The organism is Corynebacterium sp. HMSC072A02 (genome assembly GCF_001810085.1).
In the GTDB taxonomy this organism is placed as follows: domain Bacteria; phylum Actinomycetota; class Actinomycetes; order Mycobacteriales; family Mycobacteriaceae; genus Corynebacterium; species Corynebacterium hesseae.
The window spans coordinates 105,488-130,472 of sequence record NZ_KV799849.1 but is presented as its reverse complement, the minus strand read 5'-3'; the positions used below and the strand labels follow the sequence as shown (position 1 = coordinate 130,472).

Genomic DNA, 24,985 nt, shown 5'->3' with positions numbered 1-24,985 from the left:
ACGCACACAAATACCCCACATAGCCAGGACCACCGAGAGGCAGAAAGACTCATGACCCAACCACTCACGCCACGACAACGCGAGCTGTTCAATGCCCTCTTGCAGGACTTTCTAGCCGAGGGCTTCGAATCCTTTACCATCGACGGCGCAACGAAGCGCTACCAATGCTCAAAATCGACCATGTACGCATTAGGCCCATCCAGAGACGCAATCATTCGCCGCGTACTGGTCAGCTTCTTCAAAGAAATCACCCGTCGCACCGCAGTCACCACAGCGCCCACATACGCCCAAGCTCTTGAGAAATACTTCTCCTCGATGACCATTGCCCTGGAACCCGCGAGCCCTGAGTTCATGCGCGACCTCGCCTCTGACCCCGCCGCTCAGGAGGTGTATAGCCTCAACACGAGGAGAGCTACCGAGACTATCCACAAGCTACTCAGCCAGGGCGTCGAGGCTGGGGAATTCACCGCCGAGTACACCGACTTTGTCTCCCGCCTTATCCAGCGCTCAATGAGTGATATTCAGCAGGGCTTTTACTCAGACACCCTGGCCCCAGCAGAGGCCTACCACACCCTTGGCCAGCTCATTCTCCACGGAATTTCACTACGCTAACCTGCATCTTTCAAAGGCAGTTCAGAAAATCTCTAGCCATTACTTCGAACTCGAAGTAAAGTAGGCTGCGACCCACGTCACAGAGACGAACGGTTTGGGACACGGGCCATAGCCAGTGCGCCGTCCTTCCCCATTTGAGCACAAGCTAGAGGAGAACCAATGACCACGGTGACCGAACAATTCCAAGCAGCCCGCGACCTGCTGGTTTCTTATCAGACTGATTATGAAGCAGCCCGCAGCAACTTCGAATGGCCGCGCTTCGAGCACTTCAACTTCGCACTTGATTGGTTTGATCACCTCGCCACTGCGGAAGAGTCGAAGAACCGCGAGGCTCTCGTCATCTGTGAGACAGATGGCAGCAGCACCCGCCGTACCTTTGCTGAGATGTCAGCCCGCTCGGCACAATTGGCCAACTGGCTGGAGGCCCAGGGCGTCCAGCGCGGCGATCGCGTCATGCTCATGCTCAACAATCAAGTAGAGCTGTGGGAGTGCATGCTGGCCTGCATCAAGGCAGGCTTCGTTCTTAACCCGGCGACCGCAATGCTTGGCGCGGCTGATCTGCAGGACCGCACTGACCGAGCCAATATTTCCTGGGTTGTGGCCAATGCCGAGGACGCCGCCAAATTCCAAGACGTCAGCGGTGACTTCACCCTGATCCAGGTCGGTGATGAACCAGATGCACAGACAGCGCACCCCACCCTGCGCTATTCGGATTCTTTTACTGGCTCGGAAGAGTACACGCCAAAGCAGGAAACCAAGGCTGATGAGACTCTCCTGCTGTATTTCACCTCCGGCACTACGTCGAAGGCGAAGCTCGTCGAGCACACTCACACGTCCTATCCCGTGGGGCACCTGACCACGATGTACTGGATTGGCTTGGCGCCTGGCGACGTCCACCTCAACGTTGCCGCCCCCGGCTGGGCCAAGCACGCATGGTCAAACTTCTTCGCGCCGTGGATCGCCGGAGCCACCATCTTCCTATACAACTATGCGCGCTTCGACGCCGCTGCGCTCATGGACAAGATGGAAGAAGAAGGCGTCACCAGCTTCTGCGCGCCGCCAACGGTCTGGCGCATGCTCGTCCAAGCAGACCTGGGTCGTATGAAGACGCCACCGAAAAAGCTGGTTGCGGCTGGCGAGCCGCTCAACCCCGAGCTCATCAGCACCATTGCCAAGGCCTGGAACACAAACGTTCGCGATGGTTTCGGGCAGACGGAGACGACGCTGCAAATTGCCAACACCCCGGAGCAAAAGGTGAAGCCAGGCTCGATGGGGCGTCCGCTGCCAGGCTGGGAAGTCGTGCTCAAGGATCCCGCTACTGATAAGATTGGGGATACCGGAGAAATCTGCTTGAAGCTCGATCCCCGCCCAGTCGGCCTTACTGTGGGTTATTTCAATGACCCAGACAAGAACGCGGAAGTCTTCCGCGATGGTTACTACCACACGGGAGACACCGCGGAGCGCGATGAGGACGGCTACATTTTCTACATCGGCCGCGCCGACGATGTCTTCAAGGCCTCCGACTACCGCCTATCCCCTTTCGAACTCGAATCCGTTGTCATTGAGCACCCGGCAGTCGCCGAGGTAGCGGTGGTTCCCTCCCCGGATCCCATCCGCCTCGCCGTGCCAAAGGCCTACGTCGCTCTCGCCGGCGGCTACGAGCCAACAGCGGAGACCGCCGAGTCCATCCTTAAGCACTGCCGCGATGGGTTGGCTCCCTACAAGCGCATCCGCCGTCTCGAATTCTATGAACTTCCGAAGACCGTCTCCGGCAAGATCCGCCGTGTAGATCTGCGCAAGCGCGAAAACGAGATCCACTCCGCTGACGGCGGCGAGACGAAGGCATCGACGGAATACGCGGATTCCGACTTTCCAGCACTAAAGGGTTAACCCCACCGCCCTTCAGCAACGCAGGCCCCAGCCCACTGCTGGGGCTTTCGCATCTGCGACGCCATAATCCCCCCGGTAGCTCTCCCCCGTCTGCGGCCCTATCTGCGATGCGTGTGGTCGGGTACTTAGAACAGCGAAGCTCTCATTTATAGTTATCTCACGTACCGCAAGGAGGTCCTTTTCCGCTCATGGATATCATCGCTGAAGCACGCCGTCAGTGGGCGAAGCGTTATTCCGCGCGCTCTGCTCGTGGCCTCGCCACGGTATCCTCCTTCGAACGTGCCGCACACATTTTGCGTAATGGCGCCGAAGATGTGCTGGCTCCTTATGGGGTGAGCTACAACCAGTTCGAGGTCCTCGCTGTGCTCATGTGGTCACGTGCGGGAAGCATGCCCATGTCTAAAATCAGCGCTCGGCTTCAGCTTCCACCGGCGTCACTCACTCACACGGTGCGCAAACTTGAGAAGGACGAACTTATCGAGCGTGTCAGCGATCCAAAAGACAAACGCTCAACCTTGGTCATGGTCACCGACCAAGGCATCGTGTTGGCCTCGGCGGCGGGGCCTGCTCTTGATCGCTATTTTGCTTCCGTTGCGCTTTCTACTGGCGAGCAAGACCGCATCATTGCTGCTGCCAACCGCATCCGGCGCGCGGCCGGTGACGATGTCGAGGAGCCCGACGCCCAGTAGCCATTTGTTCTTTAAAAAGCGTGCGCTCACGCACGTGCGGCCGAAGAAGCAGAAAGGCTAACTCGCGGTTAAGGGTTTAGGAGTGCTTGAACTCCGGGTCGCGCTTCTCTACGAAGGCTGCCATACCTTCCTTCTGATCATGGGAAGAGAACAACGCGTGAAAGGTTCGCCGTTCGAACTGGATACCCTGGGACAATGAAAGTTCATCAACCGCATTGACCTGTTCTTTGATTTGGGACGTTGCCACGAAGGACTTTGAAGCGATGAGCTTCGCCGTCTCCAGCGCCGAGTCAAGGAGCTCACCGGCAGGAACCACGCGTGCTACCAAGCCGGAGCGTTCTGCTTCCTCGGCTGCCATCATGCGGCCAGTCAGGCACATCTCCATGGCCTTCGCCTTTCCGATAGCTCGGGTCAGTCGCTGGGATCCTCCCATGCCTGGCGTGACTCCCAAGTTGACTTCCGGCTGGCCAAACTTGGCCTTGTCGCCAGCGATGATGAAGTCACACATCATAGCCAGCTCGCAACCTCCACCGAGCGCGTATCCGTTCACTGCAGCGATGATCGGCGTGCGGGCTCGTGTGAGGACGTCCCAACCTGCGAACCAATCCGCGGTGTACATCTCTGTCGCCGACTTCGAAGACATTTCCTTGATATCTGCACCGGCCGCAAACGCTTTCTCTGAACCGGTAATGACGATTGCCCCTACTTCTGCATCGGCGTCGAATTCCTGAACTGCCTGGGTAACTTCAAGCATGGTGTCGTTGTTCAGGGCATTAAGCGCCTCCGGACGATTGAGCGTGATGAGTGCGACGCGGCCGCGCTTCTCGCTAAGAATTGCCATGGTAATAGTGTCCTTCCTGTGGTTCTTGATTGGTATTTAATCAGTGGTGATCGTTGAATTCTGGGGCTTCCACGCTGCCCTCGATGGGTTCAAGGACAGAAGCCACCACGTCGTCGGGGACGGCGCCGATGGACTCATATTCCCAGGAGGGATTGCGGTCCTTATCCACGATTTGCGCGCGAATTCCCTCCACAAATTCCTTGTGTTTTTGCATGTTCACGGACATCCAGAACTCCTGGGTCAAGGTCTCCGCGAAGCTCATCGTCGCATTGCGATTTAAGGATTCCTCGGTGACGCGAATGCCCAGCGGGGAATTCAAGCTCATCCGCTTGGCGGCCTTCGCCGCCCAATGCCCGTCGCCGCCTGCTGCTGCACGTTCTTGCAGGCGGGCAAGGGTCTCTTCAGCGGTGTCTGCGGCGTAGACGTCCACCATTTCGGCGCGGTCCTTACCGAAGCCTGGGCCCACTGACTCAGTGAACTTCTCAATATCGGCTGGGTCGCCCGTCTCCACCAGCTGCTCAACGAGAGCATCGAGCTTGTCCTTGGGCACGAAGTAGTCCGCGAAGCCGGTATCGATCGCCTCCGCGGCCCCCACGTGGATCGCGGTATACGCCAAGTGCCGGCCAAGACGATCCGCAGCTCGGGACAGAAGATAGGACCCACCGGCATCGGGCGAATACCCAATCCCAACCTCCGGCATTCCAATGCGCGAATCCTCGCAAACAATGCGGTGTGAGGCGTGCGCTGAGACACCAATTCCGCCGCCCAGCACGATGCCTTCCATGAGCGCCACATAGGGCTTGGAATAGGTGGAGATTAAATAGTTCAGTTCATATTCCGTCTTCCAGAAATGGGCGCCTGCCGTGCCGCCCTCCAGTGCATCGTGGTACAAGGCCGCAACATCGCCACCAGCACACAGCCCACGATCACCCGCGCCCCGGAGGATAACGAGCTTGACGCGATCATCGTCCTGCCAGTCCTTCAAAACTGACGTCATCTCATCAATCATTGTCTGATTTAGCGCGTTAATGGCCTTGGGCCGGTTTAGCGTAAGAACACCAGCATGGCCGCGGATGTCGTGGATAATTTCATTCGTCATCGTCTATTCCTCCTCTTTATGGACAATCGGGCGCGTTCTAGTGTGGAGCTTCAAGCAACAGCGCTTCACCCTGGCCACCGCCGCCGCACAAAGTGACACCCGCGCGATGGGCCTGGCCGCTCGCAAGGCGATGCGCCGCATGGGCTACGAGCCGGGCACCGGATGCACCGATAGGATGCCCCAGGGCAATCGCACCGCCCTGCGGGTTCACATCATCGGGATTGATACCGAGGACCTTGGCAGAATGAACCACCACTGCGGCGAAAGCCTCATTGATCTCAATGTGATCGAGATCAGCAATGCCCCAGCCTTGGCGCTCAAGGGCTGCGAGGAGAGCCCGAGCGGGTTGCTCCTGCAAGGATGAATCCGGACCGGCTACCTGCCCTGGCGCCCGTAGGACCGCCATGACCGGCAGTCCTTCCTTTTCCGCGTGCTCACGTGTGGTGAGAACTACTGCAGCCGCCCCATCCGTGATGGGTGAGGAATTGCCAGCGGTAATACTCCCATCGCTCTGAAAAGCTGGTCGCAACCCGGCCAAGGTTTCTTCAGTAACCCCTTCCCGAATTCCTTCATCGCGTGAGATGAGGACCTCGCTGCGCTTGCTCGATACCGTTATGGGAGCGATCTCCTTGTCGAAGGCCCCCTCCTCACTCGCTTGCACAGCGCGCTGGTGGGACAACGCGGCACAGCGATCTTGCTCTTGGCGGGTTGCGGGATAGCGTTCGGCATATTTCTCTGACAGCGAGCCCATCGAAATCCCCAGGTCGGCCGCGCGCAAGCCATCGTGTTCCATATGATCGAGCAGTTCGACGGTACCGAACTTCTTCCCACTGCGTGACTGCGGCAGTAGGTGCGGCGCGTTTGACATCGACTCCATTCCCCCAGCGACCACCACCGTGGCCTCACCGGAGCGAAGGAGCCGGGAGGCGTCGATAATCGCGGTCAAACCAGACAAACAGACCTTGTTGACCGTTGCGGTGTGCGCGTTCGGAGAAATCCCTGCCCCGAGTGCTGCTTGCTTCGTGGGATTCTGCCCCACACCAGCCTGCAGAACCTGGCCACACATCACGGCATCGACGTCGTCAGGGTGAACCTGTGCCTGCTCGAGTGCGGCAGCGATGGCGCGGGAGCCAAGCTCCGTCGCAGACAAGGGTGCAAGGGAACCAAGCAACTTGCCGAAAGGCGTGCGGGCAGCGCCCGCAATAACGATGTCCATATTTCGCTCTCCAAACTGTACGAAGTTAACCAGAATCGTACCGATGGATTGTGTGCCGCGCCACCCTTTTGCATCAATGTATGCTCGCACAATCCCAAAGCAGCACGACACAAAACAGTTTGAAGTGCGGTGAAGGCTCCAAAACGGCCAGCTGCGGGGAGCACTGACTAGGCTCCCCGCAGCAGTTTTCGTGGCAGATTAGACCGTGAGCATCAACGGAATGACCACGATTTTGACTATCTGCGCCACCACAATGGTGGCCGCGTAGCCAGTCATAATGCGGGAATCCGTGCTGATTCCTGTGGCGTAGTCGACCACGGCAGGCTGGCCAAAGATGCCGGAAACGCCGCCCGCGGTGCGGGTTTCTGACTGGCCGAGGAACCTGTTAGCCACAGCGAAGAGGACGACGACAACCACGGTAATGATGGCGGCGAGAACCATGCATTTCAGGCCCATCCAGGAGAATGCCGTGGACTGGAAAGCTTCACTTGAGGCCAAGCCCACCGAAGCCAAGAAGATAACCAGGCCCCACTGCTGAAGAGCCAGATTGATAGAAGCCGGAACCTTCCAGGGCACGCGGCGCGTGCGGTGCAGAGCTCCGAGAACAAGTCCGGTAATCAATGGGCCCAGCGCAAAGCCAAGCTCAAAGGACGCACCACCTGGTAGCGGAACCACAATGAGCGCGATGAGGTAGCCCAAGAACAGACCACCACCGACAGCAACCCAGTTCAGCTGCGAGTAACCCTGAACCGAGTCACCGAAGTAATCGCGAATATCACCCAGGCGATCCTGATCCACAATCACCGTCACCCGGTCACCTGCATCGAGGTGCGTATCGAAGCTAGCCAGGAACTCTTCATCACCGCGCTGCACGTGGACAATGCGGCCACCATAGCGCTTGAAGAGGTTGAGGTCCTCCACGGTTCGACCAGCAATATCGGAGTTCGACACCACCACGGTTTCAATGACCAAACGCTTGTCCACGAAGGGCACCTGAGGCTGGCGCTTGCCTAGAGCAGCGGTAAGCTCGTGCCTTTTCGCCTTCGTCACGAGTACGCGCAGGATGTCACCCTTGCGAATCTCCGGATGGTCCCCGGCCACGGTTCGGGTATTGCCACGGCGAATCGTGGCAATAACGAACTGATCCTCGAATCGCTCCACCAGCTCCTCGTAGGTGATGTCCTTGGTTACCCGAATAGTCCGGGAGCGAAAGACCTCCTCCGCAGAATTGTCCTTATCCTTAGTGGCCGGCCAGGACTGCTTGAGCAGAAAAGCTACAAGGAGGATAGCGACGGCCACGCCTACCGGATAGCCCAAGGAGTAGCCCACGGCCGGCAGTTCCTCGCCCGTTTGCTGTTGCGCCACGGCAAGCGATGCCGTCGAGGTCGTCGCACCGGAGAACACGCCCACGGAGAGCAAGGGCGACAGTCCCAACCAGCCGCCCGCGAGAAGTGCCACGGCGGCAGCACCCACCACCGCTATCGCGGCAGTAATCATGTGCTTGAGCTGTTCAGAGAAGCCTTTGAAGAAGCGCTCGCCGGCAGACAAGCCCTGCATATAGATGAAGAGGCCAAGGCCCATCTCCTGCAGGCTGCTTAAAATCGTGCCGTCGAGATCGATAAAGGCGCCGATGGCCAATCCCACGAACAAGGTGCCGGCTGCGCCGAAGCGCAGCGGGCCAAAAGGAATCATGCCAAATAACGTGCCGAGCAAAGCAATAAAGAAAATGCTCAGCCAAATATTTCCATCAAATAGTGCCAACACGGGAAATCATTGTAAGAAAACACTCAGAAAACTCCATGCATGGGTCCGCTTCTCCTCCCTAGAGGAGGCGCGACTCACACCGTGTTGGCAAAAGTGAGTCGCGCACGACCCCGCTGAGCTCACTAGCTGCTGAGGAATTCCTTCCACGCCGGCCATTCGGCATAGGTCTGCGCGCGCCCAGCCTCATAGTTGGAGCGCAGCTTTGTCACAGAACGCTCAGTCGATGCCACCTGCATATCCTCCGGGAAGAAAAGCTGTGCGCTCCCCTCCTTTTCCAGCTCCAGAAGCCGGTCCTTGGAGGCGTTGTACCGGGCCGGCCGAGCAATCATCGCCTCCGCTACGGCAGGGTACTTTCGGAAGATTCGCCGCAGCGCCGCCGGCCGCCCCACCTCAGGCCGCACGTAGCCACGCGGTTTCGACCCCAGGAACAGGAACTTCTCAAACCCGGCCTTCTCCGCCTGCTCGATGAGGATGCCGCCGGATTCCCCCATGGCGCCGTCGACATACGGCGCACCGTCGATGACGCGCATCGGCATGATCAACGGCAGCGTCGAGGAGGCGCGCACACGCACCATCAGGTCTTCCTGCGTCTTGATGTCTTCACGCCCCCAATACACGCTCTCCCCCGTATCTGCGCGCGCGGCGGAAATGCACACCTGCGCCGGGTTAGCGTCAAAGGCTTCCCAGTCAAAGGGCATGTCCTGGTCCGCAGCCTTCTCGTAGATGAACTCCGCATTGAAGTAGCCGCTACCGCGCAACAGTGAGCCCAGGCCGCCGAAGCTGGGGTTCTTGGCAAAGTCCACGAAGGATTCCTCGGAGCGAACCACATCGCGGGAAAGGAAGTTCACGGTGTGCGAGGAGCCCGCGGACACGCCTCCGACCCAGCCGAATTCCACCTCCTCCTTTAGGAGTTTGACGATGCACGCGGCGGTATAGGAATTGCGCATACCGCCGCCTTCAATGACGAGTGCTGTATCTTTCGCGTCAATCACACTGCACGATGGTACCCCCGCGCTAGGATCGCGCCATGAGTTTGTTTTCCGCGGTAAAGGATATCGTCGATAAGCTCGGCGGCTCCCCCACCGTCCGCTTGGCCTCCCCGGATCCCCACGCCGTCGAGGTCTCCGTAGACCACCTGTCCGTCCACACGGCCGGCGGCCTCATCATCCTGGTTACCTCCCCAGCCGGCGCACAGGTACTCAGTGAGGTGGCGCGCTCCGGCGAGCCCGCGCGCTTAAGTGGCTCTAAGACCACGGTGCATCTTTCCCCCACGACGAAGGCACAGCGTCCGGTCCATGATCCCAAGCGGGGCTGGGCCATCCCGCTATCCCCTGCGGAACGGGACATGCTGGCCCAGATCAGCGCCACGCCCGGCGATTATGAAGTCTCCGAGTCGCTTGCGGTCTCCATCGAAACCACCCCTGAAGAAAGCTAGCCTGCCATGCTCATCCTTCCCTTCCAAGGACGCACTCCCCGCATCCACCGCAGCGCCTGGATCGCCCCGAATGCCACCATCATCGGTGACGTCACCATCGGCCCTGACTCCTCCGTGTTTTATGGCTCCGTGCTGCGCGGGGACGTTGGTTCCATCCGTCTAGGCGCCCGCGTCAATATCCAGGACAACTGCGTCATCCACGTTGAATCCACCGAGCCGTGTGTGCTGAAGGATGATGTCACCGTGGGCCACATGGCCATGCTCCACGGCACGCGGGTGGGTGCGGGCACGCTCGTCGGGATGAAAGCCACCTTGCTCTCCGGCTCCACCGTGGGCCCTGGCTCTCTCATCGCCGCCGGCGCGGTGGTGCTCGAAGGCCAGGACATTCCCGCCGGCACACTAGCCGCCGGGGTTCCAGCCAAGGTGCGGCGCGAGCTGAGCCCTGAGGAATCCGCCGCCTTCATACCGCACGCCGCGCGCTACGTCGAAATTTCAAAAAATCAGGCGCTGCTTGGCGACGCCCTCCCTCTCGACGCCGTCCTCTACGACTAGCAGTCGCAACTGCCGTTGTTGCCAAAACTCCCGAGCCTGCCGCACGATCTGGCCAGAATTTTGGCAACTAGGGCAGTTCCACCACCGCGAAGCTAGGACAGCTGCCGAGTCGCCTTGAAGGCAAGCCCCTAAAGCAGAGCGAAGATGCCCATGACCACCAGGAAAGCGGCCACGCCGTAGCCGCTCCACAATGCCACGGTGGTGGAGTTCTCCCGGGCCCACGCAAAGGCGCGTCCGGCCCAGGACTGTGGCTTCGCCCGCACAAGGGCGATGAATAATCCGCACACCGTCGGCAGCGAGAGCGCAAACGTGGCGTAGAAAAAGAGGCCACCATACTTAACGGTATTGCTAAAGTCCCCGGCCGCTAGGTGCATCAGGCCATAGAAGAAAGGCACGGAGGTCAAGGACTGGATAACTCCCATGGCATAGCCCACCACAACAGTCTTGGCCGAAGGAGTGCGCAGCGGGCCGAGGAGTTTCTGCACCAAGTCGTTGGGTTCGCCCTGGGAGCGCCAGGCTAAAAGGCCCAGCGCAAGGCCGATGACTACCAGCCCCCACCCCAGCAGAGGCGATTCCAAGGCCGCGGCAACCTTGTCCTGGATGCCGACGAACACGAACATCACCACGGCGGCGGCGGTGAGCACACCGAACCAGTCGCCGACGATGACGAGGGCCGCAATCTTGCGGTAGCTGCCCCGCGGAAGCATGATGCCGATAGCCACCAAGATTCCGATCAATAAGGCGTTGACGGAATCGGCGAAGGCATTGAGCACGGCTTCAAGCATGCGCGCCAGTGTACAGGGCGCGTTTCCGGAACTTGCTCTGGGCACCTGGTCTTCAGCGCCCTGCGCCATGCCTCGGCTTAACGGTGCAGCCCGAGGAAACATTCACTCACTGTTTACCGTTGACGGCCCTCATGTGAGGGCCGTCAACGGTAAGGTATTGAAAAGTGCTTGCCGCCGACAGAGATGTGGAGAGATAAAAAAATGAAGGTAGCGATTCTCGGCGGAGACGGCTTCTGTGGGTGGCCCGCTTCCCTTTATCTCTCCGACCAAGGCCATGACGTCATCATCGTGGATAACCTCTCCCGGCGCGCCATCGATGAGGAGTTGGGCGCGGAATCCTTAACACCCATCGCCTCCATTGAGGAACGCCTGGCTGCGTGGACCGAGGTTTCCGGCAAGACCATTGGCTTCCGCAACCTCGACGTGGCCCAGGACTACGACGACCTGCTCGAGTTCCTGAATACCGAACGCCCGGATGCCGTGGTGCACTTCGCTGAGCAGCGCGCCGCCCCCTATTCCATGAAAAATTCGCGCACCAAGCGCTACACGGTGGATAACAACATCAACGCCACCCACAACCTGCTCGCCGCCATCGTGGAATCTGAGCAGGATATCCACGTCGCTCACTTGGGAACCATGGGTGTCTACGGCTACGGCACCGCCGGAATGAAGATCCCGGAAGGCTACCTGGACGTGCAGGTGGATGCGGGTGAGGGGGGCGTCGTCAAGCAGCAGATCCTGTACCCCTCCAACCCGGGCTCGGTCTACCACATGACGAAGGTGCTGGACCAGCACCTGTTTGCCTACTACGCCAAGAACGATGAGCTGCGCATCACCGATCTGCACCAGGGCATCATTTGGGGCACGCACACGGAGCAGACCCAGAAGGACGAGCGCCTTATCAACCGCTTTGATTATGACGGTGACTACGGCACGGTGCTCAACCGCTTCCTCATCCAAGCCGGCATCGACTACCCACTGACCGTGCACGGCACCGGTGGCCAGACCCGCGCTTTTATCCACATCCGGGACATGGTACGCTGCATCGAGCTAGCTTTGCAGAACCCGCCGGCGCGCGGTGAGCGCGTCAAGATCATCAACCAGATGACGGAAACCCACCGCGTACGTGACTTAGCGGAGTTGGTTGCGAAGATCTCTGGCGCAGAGGTGGCCTACGTGCCGAACCCGCGCAAGGAATCCGCGGAAAATGAGCTCCACGTCACCAACGACACCTTCCTCAACCTGGGGCTGGAACCGACCACCTTGTCTGAAGGGCTGCTGCACGAGGTGGAGGAAGTCGCACGCAAGTACGCCGACCGCGCTGACCGCTCCAAGATTCCGGCGCAATCGCTGTGGACGCGCCAGCAGCACGCCGGCGTCCCCTCCACGGAGGCCTAGTCCTCCGTGCGCATCGCAATCGTTACCGAGGTCTTCCTCCCCAAGATCGACGGCGTGGTCACGCGCCTGACGCGCACTCTGGACCAGCTGGCCGCGATGGGCCATGAGGTCCGGATTTTTGCCACGGGCAAGGCCCCTGCAACCTACGCCGGCTTCGAGGTCACCCGCATACCCAGCTTGTCGCTGTGGGTCTACCCGGAAATCAAATTCGGCTTGCCCTCGTGGAAGTTCTTCAAGGAAATCAGGGATTTCGATCCCGATGTCATCCACGCGGTCAATCCCATTTGGACAGCGGCGCTCGGTGTCTTTGCCGCGCAGCGCGATGCCGTGCCGCTGGTGGCTAGCTTCCACACCAACGTGCCTGAATACGTCGATGCACTGGGCATCGGGTGGACCCGCCCGCTGACTGAGGCCGCTCTGAAGTACCTGCACAACCAGGCTGCGGTGAACCTATGCACCTCAGGCCCCATGGTGGATAAGGCTCGGGAGGTGGGGATCCACAACGTGCACCTGTGGCCCAAGGCTGTCGATACGCAGGCCTACCACCCCAGCCGCGCCACCGCGCAGATGCGCGAGCGCCTCACCGGTGGTAACCCGGACTCCCCGCTGGTGACCTATATCGGGAGGGTCTCCAAGGAAAAGGACTTGGAGCGCCTCGACCACGTAATGCACCTGGTGCGGACAGAGCTTGGTGACGCCCGCCTTGCCGTCGTCGGCGATGGCCCTGCGCTGGAGGAGCTCAAGGCCAACTTCGATCCTTCGCACACCGTGTTCACCGGTTACTTGTCCGGCGAGGAGCTCGCCGCTGCCTTCGCTGTCGGAGATGTCTTCCTCTTCCCCTCCGCCACGGAGACACTGGGCCTTGTGGCGCTAGAGTCCTTCGCCTCGGGTGTGCCGGTCATCGGCACGAATGCCGGCGGTATTCCCTTCGTCATTGAGGAAGGCGTTACAGGACATCTCATCGAACCCGATGCCGATGATGAGGCCTGGGCCAGCGCTACCGTCAATCTTCTTCGTGACGCCACGCGTCGGGAGACGATGGGTGCTGCCGCCCGCCGCGAAGCCGAAAAGTATTCCTGGGTAGAATCCACCCAAGCCCTCCTTCAGGCATATGAGGAGGCTATCGAGCATCCCTTCTTCAGGGAATAAAACCAAGTCAAGGAGCACTAATGGACTCAGCCCAGGACCTGTACTCCGCTGGCGCCTTCATTCAAGCCGGCATCGACGCCGCGTTCTCCTCACGCTTGGGCGACGTGCGCGACGTCGAGGTGAACTTTGCATCTTCCGACTCCGAGCCCGCCACCGATCAGCGCGCAGTGGTGCGTTTTACTACCGCCTCTGGGACCTATGACTTCGATGGCCTGCGCCTAGCCACAATCCAGGATGGCCGCTTGCACTGGTCTACGGGGTTGACGGAACACGCGCCGCAACCGGAGTTCCACGGCCCGCAACCCGATTCCGCCCTGCTCCGCGGCTTGGCGCGGCGGCTCGTGGGTGACCGCCCAGTCATCCGCGTCCCGCAGGGCGAGGGCGAGGCGCTCGTCGCCGTCAACTTCGCGGAGATCCACCCCGATCCCCGTGTCAGCATCCTGGCCGGGCTTGAGCATACGGGGGATATTGAGGGAGGCGTCGACGAACACCTCGCCACCGCCGAGCTCGCCTCCTATGTGGGCGTGGCACCAGATGTTGTACAAGGCCTCGCGCACTTCCACGGCATCCGGATCGCGGCTCTCCCCCATCCTTCGGGCCACGGCGGGCTCAGCGCACGCGATGTGCTGGCCGACGCCCACTTTATGGCCACCGAGCACAATTTCTTCCTGGAGGCCCGATTCCCCAACCTGTGGGCTGACCTTGACCCTGACACGTCGCGCACCGTGGTGAACTCCGATTATGGTTCGCTTACGGTTCCCTCCCATCTCATCGCCACCCTCAACGCCACGACGAACACCTTCACGTGGGCATGGGCAGACGAGCTCTCCGGTTCCATGTCCGCCCACGCCGCGGCGAACCTGCGCCGCTTCGGATATGACAATGCCATCCCCGAGCTGATTCGCGCCCGCGTACCCATCCCCGAGGCACGCTCTCTGCGCTTGCCGCAGTTAGCCATGCCAATTCTGGGGCTGTGGACCCTGTTGCCAGTGCAGCTACCCGACGGCCGCCAAGGCCTGGCACTTTCTGACGCCCCCGCGTTTCACCTGCCCGCGCCATCACGGGCCTCCGCGCAGGCCACGCTCAATGTTGCGGTGCCGGCGGGAGTGGATGAGCAACGGGCGCGCGCCGCATACCAGCGGGCACGCCCGCTATAACCACTAGGAGCTGAGCACCGCGCGGAATTCTTCGACGTCAACGTCCTCCGTGGTCGCCGGGTTAAACGCTGCGTCTTGGGTCTTGTCCACCAGTACCGCACGCACGCCTTCGGAAAAGTCAGGGCGGCGGTACATGTGCATGCCCAGTTTGAGTTCTAGCAGGAGCGCCTCACGGATATCGTCGACAGCGGCTTCCGCCTCATAGAGCTCATTGGCCGCGATGATGGCGGCTGGGCACGCGGCTGCCATGAGGCGACGCACCTCGCCGGCGATCTGCGGGCGCTTGTCCAGCTCCGCGGAAATCTCCTCCCACGTGGGCAGCGCGAAGGTCTCCTCCAGGTCTTGAGCCACCTGCTCGAGCGGTGCTGGCTGCTGTGGCGCGGGTAGGGCCAGCTCTTCCAGTGCGGCATCAATACCGCGCTCGATAGCGGCTTCAATCAGCTCGGCGGCATCCTTGACCACGTGGGTTGCCACGCCCGTCCACAGCATGTCGGCGGCATACATGCGGTACCCGCTCAGCCCCCAAAACTTTGCCAAACCCGGCGAAGCTACGCCGCGGGTGCCCACCATGCGCTGGGCCGCATAAGCTACTCCGACGTCCGTGACGTATCCGATGTTCATCTCGGGCATCGAAGCGAAGGCCTTCTCTGTCACCACGCGGTGCGAACCATGCAGGGAAATGCCCAATCCACCGCCCATGACGACGCCGTCGATGACGGCGATGTAGGGCTTCGGAAACTCGGCGATATCGCCGTTGGTGAGGTACTCGCTGGCGAAGAAGGCATCAACCTCTTCCAGCTTGCCTTCCGCGATTCCCTCCCGCGCGTGACGCACATCGCCGCCAGCGCAGAATGCCTTGGGACTGTTGGAGTAAATAAGGACCTGCTCGATGTCGTCATCCTGCGCCCACGCTTCGAGGGAGCGGCGGATGATGTCAATCATGTCCGGCTTCAAAGAGTTCAGGGCCTTCGGCCTGTTGAGTTCGAGAACACCGGTGTGGTTGCGCACGGAAACGAGTACTGGATCAGTCGTAGTCATGCGCACCAGTGTTCCATATCACAAAAGTTTCAGCCACCTATTTCTTGGCGCTACGTTGGACATGGTTCCCTGCCTCTAGCCCAACACTTTTAGATTGGTGTGACTTACTTGCTCCCACAACTTGTTGCCCTTGATATGGACGGCACGCTCCTCGACGCGCATGGCCAACTCCCTGCAGACTTTTCGGAGCTCCAGGACCTGGCCACTGCCCGCGGCTGCGAGCTGGTTCCGGCCTCGGGGCGCCAACTGGCCACCTTGAAGGACATGTTCCCGAAAGGCGAAACGTTTATCGCCGAAAACGGCTCGGTCATCATGCGCGGCGGTGAGATCATCGCAGCATTCCCGCTTGCGGAATCCACCGTGCACGCGGCACGAGAGGCTGTTGCGGCCATCGACGTGGAACATACCATAGTTCTATGTTCCCCGGAGACCGCCTACGTTGCACGGGATGTGTCAGACGCGGCACGTACAGAGATTGCAAAGTACTACAAGGCGGTCACCTGGGTCGATGACTTGGATGCAGTGCCGGAGAGCAACATCATCAAGATTGCTATTTTCTGCGAATCTGGTTCTGAGGCGCACATTTACGGTCCCATCGTCCGCGCCGTCCCGGAGGACAATGTCGCGGTATCCGGCAAGGTCTGGCTCGATGTGATGGCCCGCGGCGTGGAAAAAGGTACGGCGCTAACTAAGCTCGCTGAGCTCGCCGGTATTCCGATCGCAGCCACTGTCGCCTTCGGTGACTACCTCAATGATTTCGAGATGCTGCGCGCCGCCGGGACGGCTGTGGCCATGGAAAACGCGCATCCTCAGCTGAAGGAAATCGCAGATATCATCGCCCCAGCTAATACCAACAACGGGGTTAGCACCGTCCTTCGCCAGCTTTTGCGCACCTAACACGCTCCCCCGCAGCCTTGCCCGAGTAGCCCGTACGCACAGAGTAGGATTACTCGGGTTACTGAGCCTCAGTACCCGAACCCCGGTGTCTACCTGCGGAGTGTGTAGTGAAGAAGTTTTTGCGGTCGATGATGTCACGTTTGGCAAAGGGCGAGTCGTCTGCATCGAGTCCCGCTCCGTCCTCCTCGGCGGATTCCTCGAAAACTACCTCGCCTTCACCCGCTGCAACTTCCGCGCGCACTGCGCCTGCTACGCCTTCTCAGTCCCCGCCACCTGCTAAGTCCACCGCGCCTACCGCGAACGATAAGCCTGCTAAGGCAAGCGCCCCTAAGACTCCACCAGCACCCACTGGGCACGGACCCCGTAATGCCCAGCGTCCTGCCTCTCGGCCTGGCCGCGTACGCCCACGTTCGGCTGAAGACTTCACTCTAGATCTGACTCCGGATGCACTTCCCAAAGCCTCGGCGGTGAAAAAGGCCAAACTAGTTAAAGCCCGCGAAGAGGCCGAAGTAGCTTCGGCCGGTCGACGCGGCCCACGTCGGGCCATTCCGCGGCACCCGAACCCGCAGGCTCCCGCCCAACGACGCCAGGCACCTGCAACGCCCAGCGCCGACAAGGCTTCAACAACCAAGCCATCACAAACTCAGCCCGCTGCGAAGCAGCCACCTGCACACGGCGACAAAGCACAGTCTCCTTCCCCGGCTCCAGCACACCCCAAGCGGCAAGAAGGAGCCGAAAAGGCCGCGACGGCCCCGAAACCCAAGAAAGCCCCGGCGACTGCAAAGGCCAACGAGGAGACAAAGACCGAGGCGGCCGCAAAGCCCCGGGAAACCACAACGCCCCAAAAGAGCAAAGGAACCGGGGAATCCAAGCAACCTGAGAAGAAGGCTTCACCCGGCACCGAGAACGAGATTTCGCGTGCTCTGGCCCGCCGCTCGCAATCCGTCGGGGCGTTAAGCGCCAAGCAGGAAAAACGCCGATCAGAAAAGCGGCGAGTAGCACAGGCTTCCCCCACTGCCGCCGCTGCAGCCGCCCCTGCAACCGCAACCGTCGCGGCGGGCACAGCCGCCGCAGCTCCAGCAGCTGCTTCTGCATCCGCCCGCAACGCAACCGCCTCTGGCCCCACTGCCCCCGCTGGCTCAAAGCGCCGTGCGCGCGCCCGCCTGCGCCAAGTGCCGGGCCTGGATGGTCTGCGCGGTCTAGCGGTTCTCGCCGTGGTGATCTACCACTTCTTCGGGGATATTCTCCCCGGCGGCTACCTCGGTGTGGACATGTTCTTTGTCCTTTCCGGGTTCCTCATCACCTCGCTGCTTGTTCGCGAGTTCAACGTCACTGGACGCATCAGCCTCAAAGGCTTTTGGCTCCGCCGCTTCCGGCGAATCCTCCCGGCCGCACTCATAGTCCTGTCCATATGCACAGCGATAGTGTCGCTCATTGGTGGGGACCTGGCCGTTGGCATCCGCGAACAATTCTTGGGCACGTTCTTCTTTGTCAACAACTGGACCCAAATCGCCACGAGCCAAACCTATTTTGCGCCTAATGAAGTACAAGTTTTCGCCCACTATTGGTCCTTGGCTGTCGAGGAACAGTTCTACCTGATCTGGCCGCTGTTGATGCTTGGCGTCTTTGCCTTTTCCCGCCGCAAGCCCAAGCGCCTGCCCATCGCCGTATCGCTCATCCTCGCATGTGCCTCGGCCGTCGCCATGGCACTGCTCTATAGCCCGGGCGAGGATCCCACGCGTGTGTACTACGGCACCGATACCCACGCGTTCGGTCTCCTCATCGGCGCGATGCTGTCCCTCCTCATGACCTCCACCGACAAGGACATGGACGCGGATTCTTGGCCGGCCGCAAACAAGGGCGTTCTCGCCGGAACCGTTGGTTCCTTCGCATTAGTTGGCTACCTCGCGCAATTGGTGTGGATGGGCGCGGATCGGGATTTCACCTACCGCGGCGGCCTCGTCCTTACCAGTGTCCTCGGCGCGGCAATGATTTGGGCAGTGGTGCGCGAATCTGGTCCCCTCACGTGGATCTTCCGCACCCGTGTGATGCGGTGGCTGGGCCAGCGCTCGTTCTCCCTCTACCTCTGGCACTGGCCGGTGGTAATGATTGTCCACGCGCTGTCCGACGCCCCCTCCTGGCTCCTAGGCCTCCTGTCGCTTCCGCTGAGCTGCGTGCTGGCTGAGGTGACCTACCAGTTTGTAGAAAATCCCTTCCGCCGCGCCGGATTCCGCCCTACGTGGCACGCCTACTGGGCTGCACGCCCCAGCGCGCAAGAGGTCAAAGATGGTTTTGGCAAGGCCATGTGGCCTGCCGTTCCCGTCCTCGTTGTTCTTTCCGTACTGGGCGTGGGCTACGCGCTGGTGACTTCGGAGGATAAGAGCGAACTGGAGCGCGAGCTCGAGCGCATGGCGCTGTCCAACGAACAGGCGGAGAATTCTGCCCCGGCACAGTCATCGTCTGTCCCCGCAAAGCCTTCCGAGACCACGAAGCCGAAGGAAAAGCGTGCGCTTCCCACTGGAAACGAGATTAGTGCTATCGGTGATTCCGTCATGCTCGCTGCCTCCGAGGCTCTCAATGAGCGTTTCCCGGGCATTAGCATCGACGCCACGATCTCCCGCCACTATTCGGCAGCCCTTCCCGTCATCAAGGCGCAGAAGGATTCCGGGCAGTTGCGCTCCACCGTGTTTGTGGGCTTGGGAACCAACGGGGCTACGTTTGAGGGCCAGATGGACGAGCTCATCGACATCGTCGGCCCCGAGCGCACGCTGATCCTCGTCTTGCCCTACGGCGAGCGCGATTGGATGGGACAGGCACGCGCCGAAATCATTGACGCCGCGACTGCTCACGACAACGTCTACATCGCAGACTGGTGCGGCATGGCTCAGGAGAACCCTGCCATGCTTTACGACGACGGCGTCCACCCGCTCCCCGAAGGCGCACATCTTTACGCGGATGCGCTGTACGACGCCATGGAGCAATACGCCAACGAGGAAAAGGACCTCACCACCGTCTGCTCCCGCTAGCTAAAAGCCCCTGATGATCGCTAAAAGCCGCCCGGCTTCTGCCGGGCGGCTTTTGTAAACGCGTGGGGTTTAGACCGAGAATTCAGCCATCTTATCCCATGCTGTCTTACCAGGAATGGAAGTATTGATGATGTCCGGGGTCTCTACCAGGTACTTCGGCAGCTCCTCGCACGAGCGCTTGAAGTGCTCGGTGCTGACGTGGTCGACATCAGTGCCGTCCTTATAAGACTCGAGGAGCAGGAAGCGCTGCTTGTCTTCCGGATCACGGAACCACTTGAAGTCGATGCAGCCGGGCTCTGCCTGGCAGGCCTTGGTGTACCAGTCGATCTCTTCCAGGAAGGTATCGGCGTACTCGGGCTTGACGTGGAACTGTACGTTGATCAAAATCATGGGCCCCACTGTAACCTTCTCCGCGAAAACGTGCAGAAGGCCCTGCCGCTACAGGCAGGGCCTTCTGTAATAGCGGCTTATCATTGGCCGCGTGAAGGTCTACTTGTTGAAGAAGTACTCCGCAACGTAGACGTGGGTGCCGTCGAAGGCCTGCGCAACGCCGAAGCCGGTGCCGTCAGTCTTGGTCACAGGAACATCGCGGTTGAGCCAGTTCACGCGATCCTTAGCTTCCTGCTCCGTGAGCTTGTAAATGTTACCGCTGCCCTCTTCCAAATGAGTCAGGCCATCGCCTGCATTGTCCTGGAAGGTAACCTTGCCGGCCGCAGCCTGGTTTGCCCACTCCTGGGCGATGTTCTTGGCGTTGGCATCTTCGTGGTGGCCCTGCTTAATCAGGTGGGCATGGGTTGCGCCAACGAGCTCATCGGCCACCGCCGGGGTCGGCTTCTTGATGAAGTCCGGCAGCTGGACGTTGTACTGCTTAGCCAGGTCATAAGCCTGCGCAGGAAGCTCGACTTCAAAGGAGTTGACCTGCTCCATAGCCTGGGAAGACAGCTGGTTCAGTTCCTGGGGCTGTGCGGACGATGGGTTAGCCGGGGCGGCCTGGGCCGCGGAGACCGAAAGAAGGGCGGTGAGGGATACTGCCACGGCGGAGGTAGCGGACAGGCGGGAAACACGACGCAAAGAATTCATAACTACCACCGTGCCATAAGTCCGCCCGCCTTGAAAAAGACTTCCCGGTCATACGGCATTTTCGATATCACTTTGTTATCAGCTGCCGGTGGAAAGGACCGGCGTGGAAGAATGACCGGAGACTTGCTTTTAGGATTCTTCGAGAGGTTGATCACTGGTGCTGGATGTCTTAACCGGATTTGCCATCATTTTTGTGGTTATCGGTGTGGGGTTCTTTCTGGGTCACCGGGGCGTTATCGGCCACGGTGAGGCGCGCCTGCAGTTCAACCGCACAGCGTTCTGGGCTGCGACTCCGGCGCTCATCTTCTCCAGCGTGGCCACCTCGGATACCTCTGCCTTTATGTCTCCGGTTGTCGCTGTCATCGCGATTGCCTCGGTCGCCACGATGGCCCTGTATGCGGTGCTCAGCGCGCTGTTCTTCCGGCGGAGCGGGGCAGAGACGATGGCCGGAGCGGCCGCAGCCAGCTACTACAACTCCGTCAACATCGGGCTGCCCATCGCCACCTATGTCATCGGTGATGCCACCTTTGTGGTGCCAGCACTCGTACTCCAGATGGCAGTACTCTCCCCCTTCATCATCGCCGGTCTCAATGCACAGGGGACAAGCCTGCGTTCGATAAGCAGCTCTGTGTTTTCCGGGCTCACGGCGCCGGTTGTCATCGCTGCCGTCGCCGGTTTCATCGTTTCTGCGGCTGGCTGGAAGGTACCCGAAGTCATCATGGCTCCCCTCGAGATCCTCGGCGGGGCTTCCATCCCGATGATCCTGATGAGTTTCGGCGCTTCCCTCACCGGAGACGGGTTGCTGGCTAGCGACCGCCTGCCAACCATGACCGCCACCGTGCTCAAGCTCGTAGCCATGCCAGCCATCGCCTTGGCGACGGGCCTAGCCTTGGGCCTGAGCGGCAAGGAGCTATACGCGGTACTCATCTTGTCTGCGCTTCCGACCGCGCAGAATGTTTATAACTACGCCGCGACCTACCAATCGGGAGAGACGGTGGCGCGCGATACGGTCTTCCTCACCACTTTTCTCTCCTTGCCGGCCATGCTCGCCATCGCAGCATTCTTCGGGTAGAGCTGACCCTCGCTGGCGAGCACTAGCCGTCGAACACTAGCCTTCCAGCTTCTCCCCTAGCTCCAGCCATTCCATCTCTAGCTCCTCGCGCTCGGCGGCCACCGCTTTGAGGTCGGCGTCGAGCTTGGCCAGCTCGCCGCTGTCTCCCTCTCCGGAAGACATCTTCTCCGCGGCCTGCGCCATTTTTTCATTCAGCTTCGCCGTCTTGTCGTCGAGCTTGCCCATCTTGCGCTCGAGCGCGTTCATCTTCTTGGTCAGCTCGCGTTCTTCCTGGGAACTCAGCCGTTTAACTGGGGCGGTTTCCGTACGCTGACCGTCGGCGTTCTTCGAGGCCTCGCCCAAGTCGAGCACACCGCCGGCGGTGGCGGCTTCCATCTCCTGGCGGCGGCGCAAGTACTCCTCGATTCCGCCCGGCAGGTTGGTGAGCTTGCCATCCCCAAACAGCGCATAGGTGTTGTCCGCGATGCGCTCGATGAGGTAACGGTCGTGAGAAATAACTACCAAGGTTCCCGGCCACGAGTCCAGCAAGGATTCAAGCTCTTGGAGGGTATCGATGTCGAGGTCGTTCGTGGGCTCGTCGAGAAGCAGCACGTTTGGCTCCGCCATGAGCACACGGGTCAGCTGCAAACGGCGGCGCTCACCGCCCGATAGATCACCGACGGGTGTGCGCTGGCGCTTGGCGGAAAAGCCCAGGCGCTCGGCCAGCTGAGAGGCAGAAAGCTCTTTCTTGCCCAGGTGGACGTAGGTGGCGACGTCTTCGACAGCGTCGAGAAGCCGGCGCTGTGGATCCAGGTCATCGAGCTCCTGGCGCAGCCAGCCCAGACGCACGGTCTTGCCCTCAATGCGCTTGCCAGCGGCAAGCTCGACTTCGCCAGCAAGCGCGCGCAGCAGCGTGGTCTTGCCGGAACCATTAACGCCGACGAGGCCAATGCGCTCGCCCGGCGCCAGCCGCCAGGTGAGGTGATCTACCAGCGTGCGGCCGTCCGGGGTTGTAACCTTTGCGTCCTCGAGCTCAATGACGACTCGCCCCTGGCGCTGCTTGGAAAAGGCCATGAGCTCGACCTTGTCGCGCGGCGCTGGAACATCCGCGATGAGTGCCTCAGCCGCCTCAATGCGGTAGCGCGGCTTTGAGGTACGGGCAGGCGCCCCGCGGCGCAGCCACGCCAGCTCTTTGCGCGCCAGATTCTGGCGGCGCTGCTCGATGGCATCAGCCTGGCGGGCGCGCTCAGCGCGGGCAAAAGTCCAGTCGTTATAGCCGCCCTCGTAGGCATCGACTACGCCATCGTGCACCTCCCAGGTCGTGGTGGCGACGGTGTCGAGGAACCAACGGTCGTGCGTGACAACGACCACCGCCAGTTTGCGCGAAAGCAGGTGGCTGGCCAGCCACTGCACACCCTCGACGTCAAGGTGGTTTGTCGGCTCATCGAGCACCACGATGTCGAGGTCTTGAACGAGCGCAGCAGCAAGGTTGACGCGACGGCGCTCACCACCGGAAAGTGAACCAACGGGAGTGTCCAGCCCCAGGTCAACGATGCCGAGGCCACCGAGAACATCGCGCACCTTCGCGTTGGATGCCCACTCGAAGGTTTCCAGCCCGAGCGGCTCAATGATGACCTGGGCGATGGTGAGGGACTCCTCCAGCTCGAAGCGTTGGGTCACCACCGCCATGCGCAGGTCAGAGTTATGGGATACGCGGCCCGCGTCCGGTGGCTCAATGCCGGTGAGGACCTCCAGCAGCGTGGTCTTGCCGCCGCCGTTGACGCCGACGATGCCGATGCGGTCACCGGTTTGAACACCGAGGGAGACCCCGTCCAGCAGGGTCTTCAGACCAAAGGACTTGGTTACATTTTCCAGGTTAATGAGGTTCGCCATATCGAGAGTCCATCTTAGTGCCTCAGCCCGGTTACCCCCGCACCATTACCTTTATTGCTATCGATTTTCATTTCCAATACTCTGCAACACCATGAAAAAAGAACACCTCATCCTGTGCGCCGCACTTTCCGCAAGCATCCTCACCCTGTCCTCCTGCTCCTCCCCCGAGAGCAATGACGCTCCGTCTCCCTCCAGCGCTGAAGCCTCCCACGCGCATGACGAACACGGTGAAGGCCATAACGGAGAGCACAGCCATGACGGCTTCGAAGCCTCTGCTGGCGAAACCGAGGTGGCAGAGCTTCCTCCCCGTGTCCTCATCTCCCACAAGGACGGCCTCACCACGCTCGATGGAGAGACCGGTGAGGTCATCGACAACGAAGAACTGAAAGCATTTCTCCGGCTTAGCGATGCCGGCGATAACCGCCACATCATGGTGACCAAAGGCGATAGCTTCCTCACCTACGACACCGGGCGCATCACCAAGCCACACGGAGATCACAAGCACTACTACGCGGCTCAGCCGCAGCTTGACGACGCTTCCATCGACGCACCTCACGCCGGCCACGTGGTTCACCACGATGGTTTTACCGCGCTCTTCTCCGACGGAGATGGTGTAGCAAAGATCTACAAGACCGAGGACTTCGGCAAGGAAGACGCCCAGCCGGTCAACACCGTCGAGACAGGTGCTGCGCACCACGGCGTCGCGGTTCCGCTGAAAGACGGCTCCGTGGTCACCACGAAGGGCACCGAAGATGAGCGCCACACCATCCAGCATGTGGATAAGTCTGGCAAGGTCCTTGCGGAAACCACCGAGTGTCCTGGTGTTCACGGCGAAGCTGCCGCTGGCAATGGCTCCCTCTTCTTCGGATGCGAGGACGGGCCCATCGTCTTCGACGGAACTGAATTCCACAAGATCGACGCTTCCGCCTATGCAGGCAAAGACGGCTACCAGCGCTCCGGCAACTCCGCGGGATCAGAGGAATCCAACATCATCCTGGCGGATAACAAGACCGACAAAGATGCCGACTTCGAGCGCCCCACCTCAGTGACCCTCATCAATACGGAGGACTACTCCGCCACGAAGGTCGAGCTCGGCGAGTCCTACTGGTTCCGTTCCTTGGCCCGCGGGCCCTTGGGCGAGGCACTGGTGCTCACGACCGACGGCACACTCAACATCATCGACCCAGATTCCGGCGAGATAACCAAGAAGATTGACGCCATCTCCCAGTGGAAGGAAAACGAGGAGTGGCAACAACCAGGGCCGATCCTGAAGGCAGCCAACGGCTATGCCTACGTCACCGACGCAAACAAGCAGGAACTGGTCGTTCTTGACCTCCTCGGCGACCAAGAACCACAGCGCTACAAGCTCGATGTCAAGCCCGTAGAGATGGCCGTCCTCTAAGGGCCTCCACC

The 24,985-nt window shown here is 60.6% G+C and carries 23 protein-coding genes; 12 read left to right on the top strand and 11 right to left on the bottom strand.

Annotated elements, in window-relative coordinates; all coding sequences use genetic code 11:
• The first annotated feature begins 51 nt into the window (after positions 1 to 51).
• From HMPREF2698_RS07810 to HMPREF2698_RS07800, 3 genes are all read left to right on the top strand, one after another.
• Positions 52 to 612 carry a TetR/AcrR family transcriptional regulator gene (locus tag HMPREF2698_RS07810; protein ID WP_070563447.1) on the top strand — a complete coding sequence of 187 codons (561 nt, stop codon included), beginning with the start codon at positions 52 to 54 and terminating at the stop codon, positions 610 to 612.
• Between the two features lie 159 nt (positions 613 to 771).
• Positions 772 to 2,502: an AMP-binding protein gene (locus HMPREF2698_RS07805; protein ID WP_070563444.1), complete on the top strand. Its 1,731-nt coding sequence runs from the start codon at positions 772 to 774 to the stop codon at positions 2,500 to 2,502.
• Positions 2,503 to 2,690: 188 nt separating this feature from the next.
• Positions 2,691 to 3,191 carry a MarR family winged helix-turn-helix transcriptional regulator gene (locus HMPREF2698_RS07800; protein ID WP_070563442.1) on the top strand — a complete coding sequence of 167 codons (501 nt, stop codon included), beginning with the start codon at positions 2,691 to 2,693 and terminating at the stop codon, positions 3,189 to 3,191.
• A 76-nt stretch (positions 3,192 to 3,267) separates the two neighbouring features.
• On the opposite strand, the gene HMPREF2698_RS07795 is transcribed toward HMPREF2698_RS07800, so the two are convergent.
• The 5 genes from HMPREF2698_RS07795 to HMPREF2698_RS07775 all read right to left on the bottom strand — a co-directional run bounded on the left by HMPREF2698_RS07795 (position 3,268) and on the right by HMPREF2698_RS07775 (position 9,103).
• Positions 3,268 to 4,032 (bottom strand): enoyl-CoA hydratase, encoded by a 765-nt coding sequence (locus HMPREF2698_RS07795; RefSeq protein WP_070563440.1) that lies wholly within the window; start codon positions 4,030 to 4,032, stop codon positions 3,268 to 3,270.
• 40 nt (positions 4,033 to 4,072) lie between these two features.
• Complete coding sequence (locus tag HMPREF2698_RS07790) at positions 4,073 to 5,131, bottom strand: enoyl-CoA hydratase/isomerase family protein (RefSeq protein WP_070563438.1); 1,059 nt, start codon at positions 5,129 to 5,131, stop codon at positions 4,073 to 4,075.
• A gap of 37 nt (positions 5,132 to 5,168) precedes the next feature.
• On the bottom strand, positions 5,169 to 6,347 hold the full coding sequence (locus HMPREF2698_RS07785) for an acetyl-CoA C-acyltransferase (RefSeq protein ID WP_070563435.1): 1,179 nt from the start codon (positions 6,345 to 6,347) through the stop codon (positions 5,169 to 5,171).
• A 198-nt stretch (positions 6,348 to 6,545) separates the two neighbouring features.
• Positions 6,546 to 8,111 carry an aspartate-alanine antiporter-like transporter gene (locus HMPREF2698_RS07780; RefSeq protein ID WP_070563432.1) on the bottom strand — a complete coding sequence of 522 codons (1,566 nt, stop codon included), beginning with the start codon at positions 8,109 to 8,111 and terminating at the stop codon, positions 6,546 to 6,548.
• A 122-nt stretch (positions 8,112 to 8,233) separates the two neighbouring features.
• Positions 8,234 to 9,103 (bottom strand): patatin-like phospholipase family protein, encoded by an 870-nt coding sequence (locus tag HMPREF2698_RS07775; RefSeq protein ID WP_070520836.1) that lies wholly within the window; start codon positions 9,101 to 9,103, stop codon positions 8,234 to 8,236.
• 35 nt (positions 9,104 to 9,138) lie between these two features.
• Here HMPREF2698_RS07775 and HMPREF2698_RS07770 point away from each other — a divergent pair, with 35 nt between their 5' ends.
• Together HMPREF2698_RS07770 and HMPREF2698_RS07765 are read left to right on the top strand one after the other, a co-directional pair.
• On the top strand, positions 9,139 to 9,546 hold the full coding sequence (locus tag HMPREF2698_RS07770) for a hypothetical protein (protein ID WP_070530594.1): 408 nt from the start codon (positions 9,139 to 9,141) through the stop codon (positions 9,544 to 9,546).
• A gap of 6 nt (positions 9,547 to 9,552) precedes the next feature.
• Entirely contained in the window at positions 9,553 to 10,098 is a 546-nt protein-coding gene (locus HMPREF2698_RS07765) for a gamma carbonic anhydrase family protein (protein ID WP_070520833.1), read from the top strand.
• 128 nt (positions 10,099 to 10,226) lie between these two features.
• On the opposite strand, the gene HMPREF2698_RS07760 is transcribed toward HMPREF2698_RS07765, so the two are convergent.
• Complete coding sequence (locus tag HMPREF2698_RS07760) at positions 10,227 to 10,883, bottom strand: hypothetical protein (RefSeq protein ID WP_070563429.1); 657 nt, start codon at positions 10,881 to 10,883, stop codon at positions 10,227 to 10,229.
• A 201-nt stretch (positions 10,884 to 11,084) separates the two neighbouring features.
• Here HMPREF2698_RS07760 and HMPREF2698_RS07755 point away from each other — a divergent pair, with 201 nt between their 5' ends.
• From HMPREF2698_RS07755 to HMPREF2698_RS07745, 3 genes are read left to right on the top strand one after another with little or no spacing between them, the layout of a single operon-like run.
• Positions 11,085 to 12,281, top strand: coding sequence for an NAD-dependent epimerase/dehydratase family protein (locus HMPREF2698_RS07755; RefSeq protein WP_070563427.1), 1,197 nt, complete (start codon positions 11,085 to 11,087; stop codon positions 12,279 to 12,281).
• Between the two features lie 6 nt (positions 12,282 to 12,287).
• Complete coding sequence (locus HMPREF2698_RS07750) at positions 12,288 to 13,430, top strand: glycosyltransferase family 4 protein (protein ID WP_070563424.1); 1,143 nt, start codon at positions 12,288 to 12,290, stop codon at positions 13,428 to 13,430.
• A gap of 20 nt (positions 13,431 to 13,450) precedes the next feature.
• Entirely contained in the window at positions 13,451 to 14,587 is a 1,137-nt protein-coding gene (locus tag HMPREF2698_RS07745; RefSeq protein WP_070563421.1) for a DUF6882 domain-containing protein, read from the top strand.
• Between the two features lie 3 nt (positions 14,588 to 14,590).
• On the opposite strand, the gene HMPREF2698_RS07740 is transcribed toward HMPREF2698_RS07745, so the two are convergent.
• Positions 14,591 to 15,625, bottom strand: coding sequence for a 3-hydroxyisobutyryl-CoA hydrolase (locus HMPREF2698_RS07740; protein ID WP_070563418.1), 1,035 nt, complete (start codon positions 15,623 to 15,625; stop codon positions 14,591 to 14,593).
• A 99-nt stretch (positions 15,626 to 15,724) separates the two neighbouring features.
• On the opposite strand from HMPREF2698_RS07740, the gene HMPREF2698_RS07735 reads away from it, so the two are divergent.
• Positions 15,725 to 16,522 (top strand): HAD family hydrolase, encoded by a 798-nt coding sequence (locus HMPREF2698_RS07735; protein ID WP_246819450.1) that lies wholly within the window; start codon positions 15,725 to 15,727, stop codon positions 16,520 to 16,522.
• A gap of 58 nt (positions 16,523 to 16,580) precedes the next feature.
• On the opposite strand, the gene HMPREF2698_RS13525 is transcribed toward HMPREF2698_RS07735, so the two are convergent.
• Complete coding sequence (locus HMPREF2698_RS13525) at positions 16,581 to 16,763, bottom strand: hypothetical protein (RefSeq protein ID WP_070530609.1); 183 nt, start codon at positions 16,761 to 16,763, stop codon at positions 16,581 to 16,583.
• Between the two features lie 226 nt (positions 16,764 to 16,989).
• Between HMPREF2698_RS13525 and HMPREF2698_RS13520 the strand changes: the two genes are divergently transcribed.
• Positions 16,990 to 19,548 carry an acyltransferase family protein gene (locus HMPREF2698_RS13520; protein WP_246819449.1) on the top strand — a complete coding sequence of 853 codons (2,559 nt, stop codon included), beginning with the start codon at positions 16,990 to 16,992 and terminating at the stop codon, positions 19,546 to 19,548.
• Between the two features lie 69 nt (positions 19,549 to 19,617).
• On the opposite strand, the gene HMPREF2698_RS07725 is transcribed toward HMPREF2698_RS13520, so the two are convergent.
• Positions 19,618 to 19,938 carry a putative quinol monooxygenase gene (locus tag HMPREF2698_RS07725; protein WP_070563413.1) on the bottom strand — a complete coding sequence of 107 codons (321 nt, stop codon included), beginning with the start codon at positions 19,936 to 19,938 and terminating at the stop codon, positions 19,618 to 19,620.
• 99 nt (positions 19,939 to 20,037) lie between these two features.
• On the bottom strand, positions 20,038 to 20,628 hold the full coding sequence (locus HMPREF2698_RS07720; RefSeq protein ID WP_070520808.1) for a hypothetical protein: 591 nt from the start codon (positions 20,626 to 20,628) through the stop codon (positions 20,038 to 20,040).
• 157 nt (positions 20,629 to 20,785) lie between these two features.
• Between HMPREF2698_RS07720 and HMPREF2698_RS07715 the strand changes: the two genes are divergently transcribed.
• Positions 20,786 to 21,700, top strand: a complete 915-nt coding sequence (locus HMPREF2698_RS07715; RefSeq protein ID WP_070563410.1) for an AEC family transporter — start codon at positions 20,786 to 20,788, stop codon at positions 21,698 to 21,700.
• A 36-nt stretch (positions 21,701 to 21,736) separates the two neighbouring features.
• Here the strand turns inward: HMPREF2698_RS07715 and HMPREF2698_RS07710 are convergent, their stop codons facing one another.
• Positions 21,737 to 23,572: an ABC-F family ATP-binding cassette domain-containing protein gene (locus HMPREF2698_RS07710; protein ID WP_070563408.1), complete on the bottom strand. Its 1,836-nt coding sequence runs from the start codon at positions 23,570 to 23,572 to the stop codon at positions 21,737 to 21,739.
• A gap of 91 nt (positions 23,573 to 23,663) precedes the next feature.
• On the opposite strand from HMPREF2698_RS07710, the gene HMPREF2698_RS07705 reads away from it, so the two are divergent.
• Complete coding sequence (locus HMPREF2698_RS07705; RefSeq protein WP_070563405.1) at positions 23,664 to 24,974, top strand: hypothetical protein; 1,311 nt, start codon at positions 23,664 to 23,666, stop codon at positions 24,972 to 24,974.
• The last annotated feature ends 11 nt before the right edge of the window (positions 24,975 to 24,985 follow it).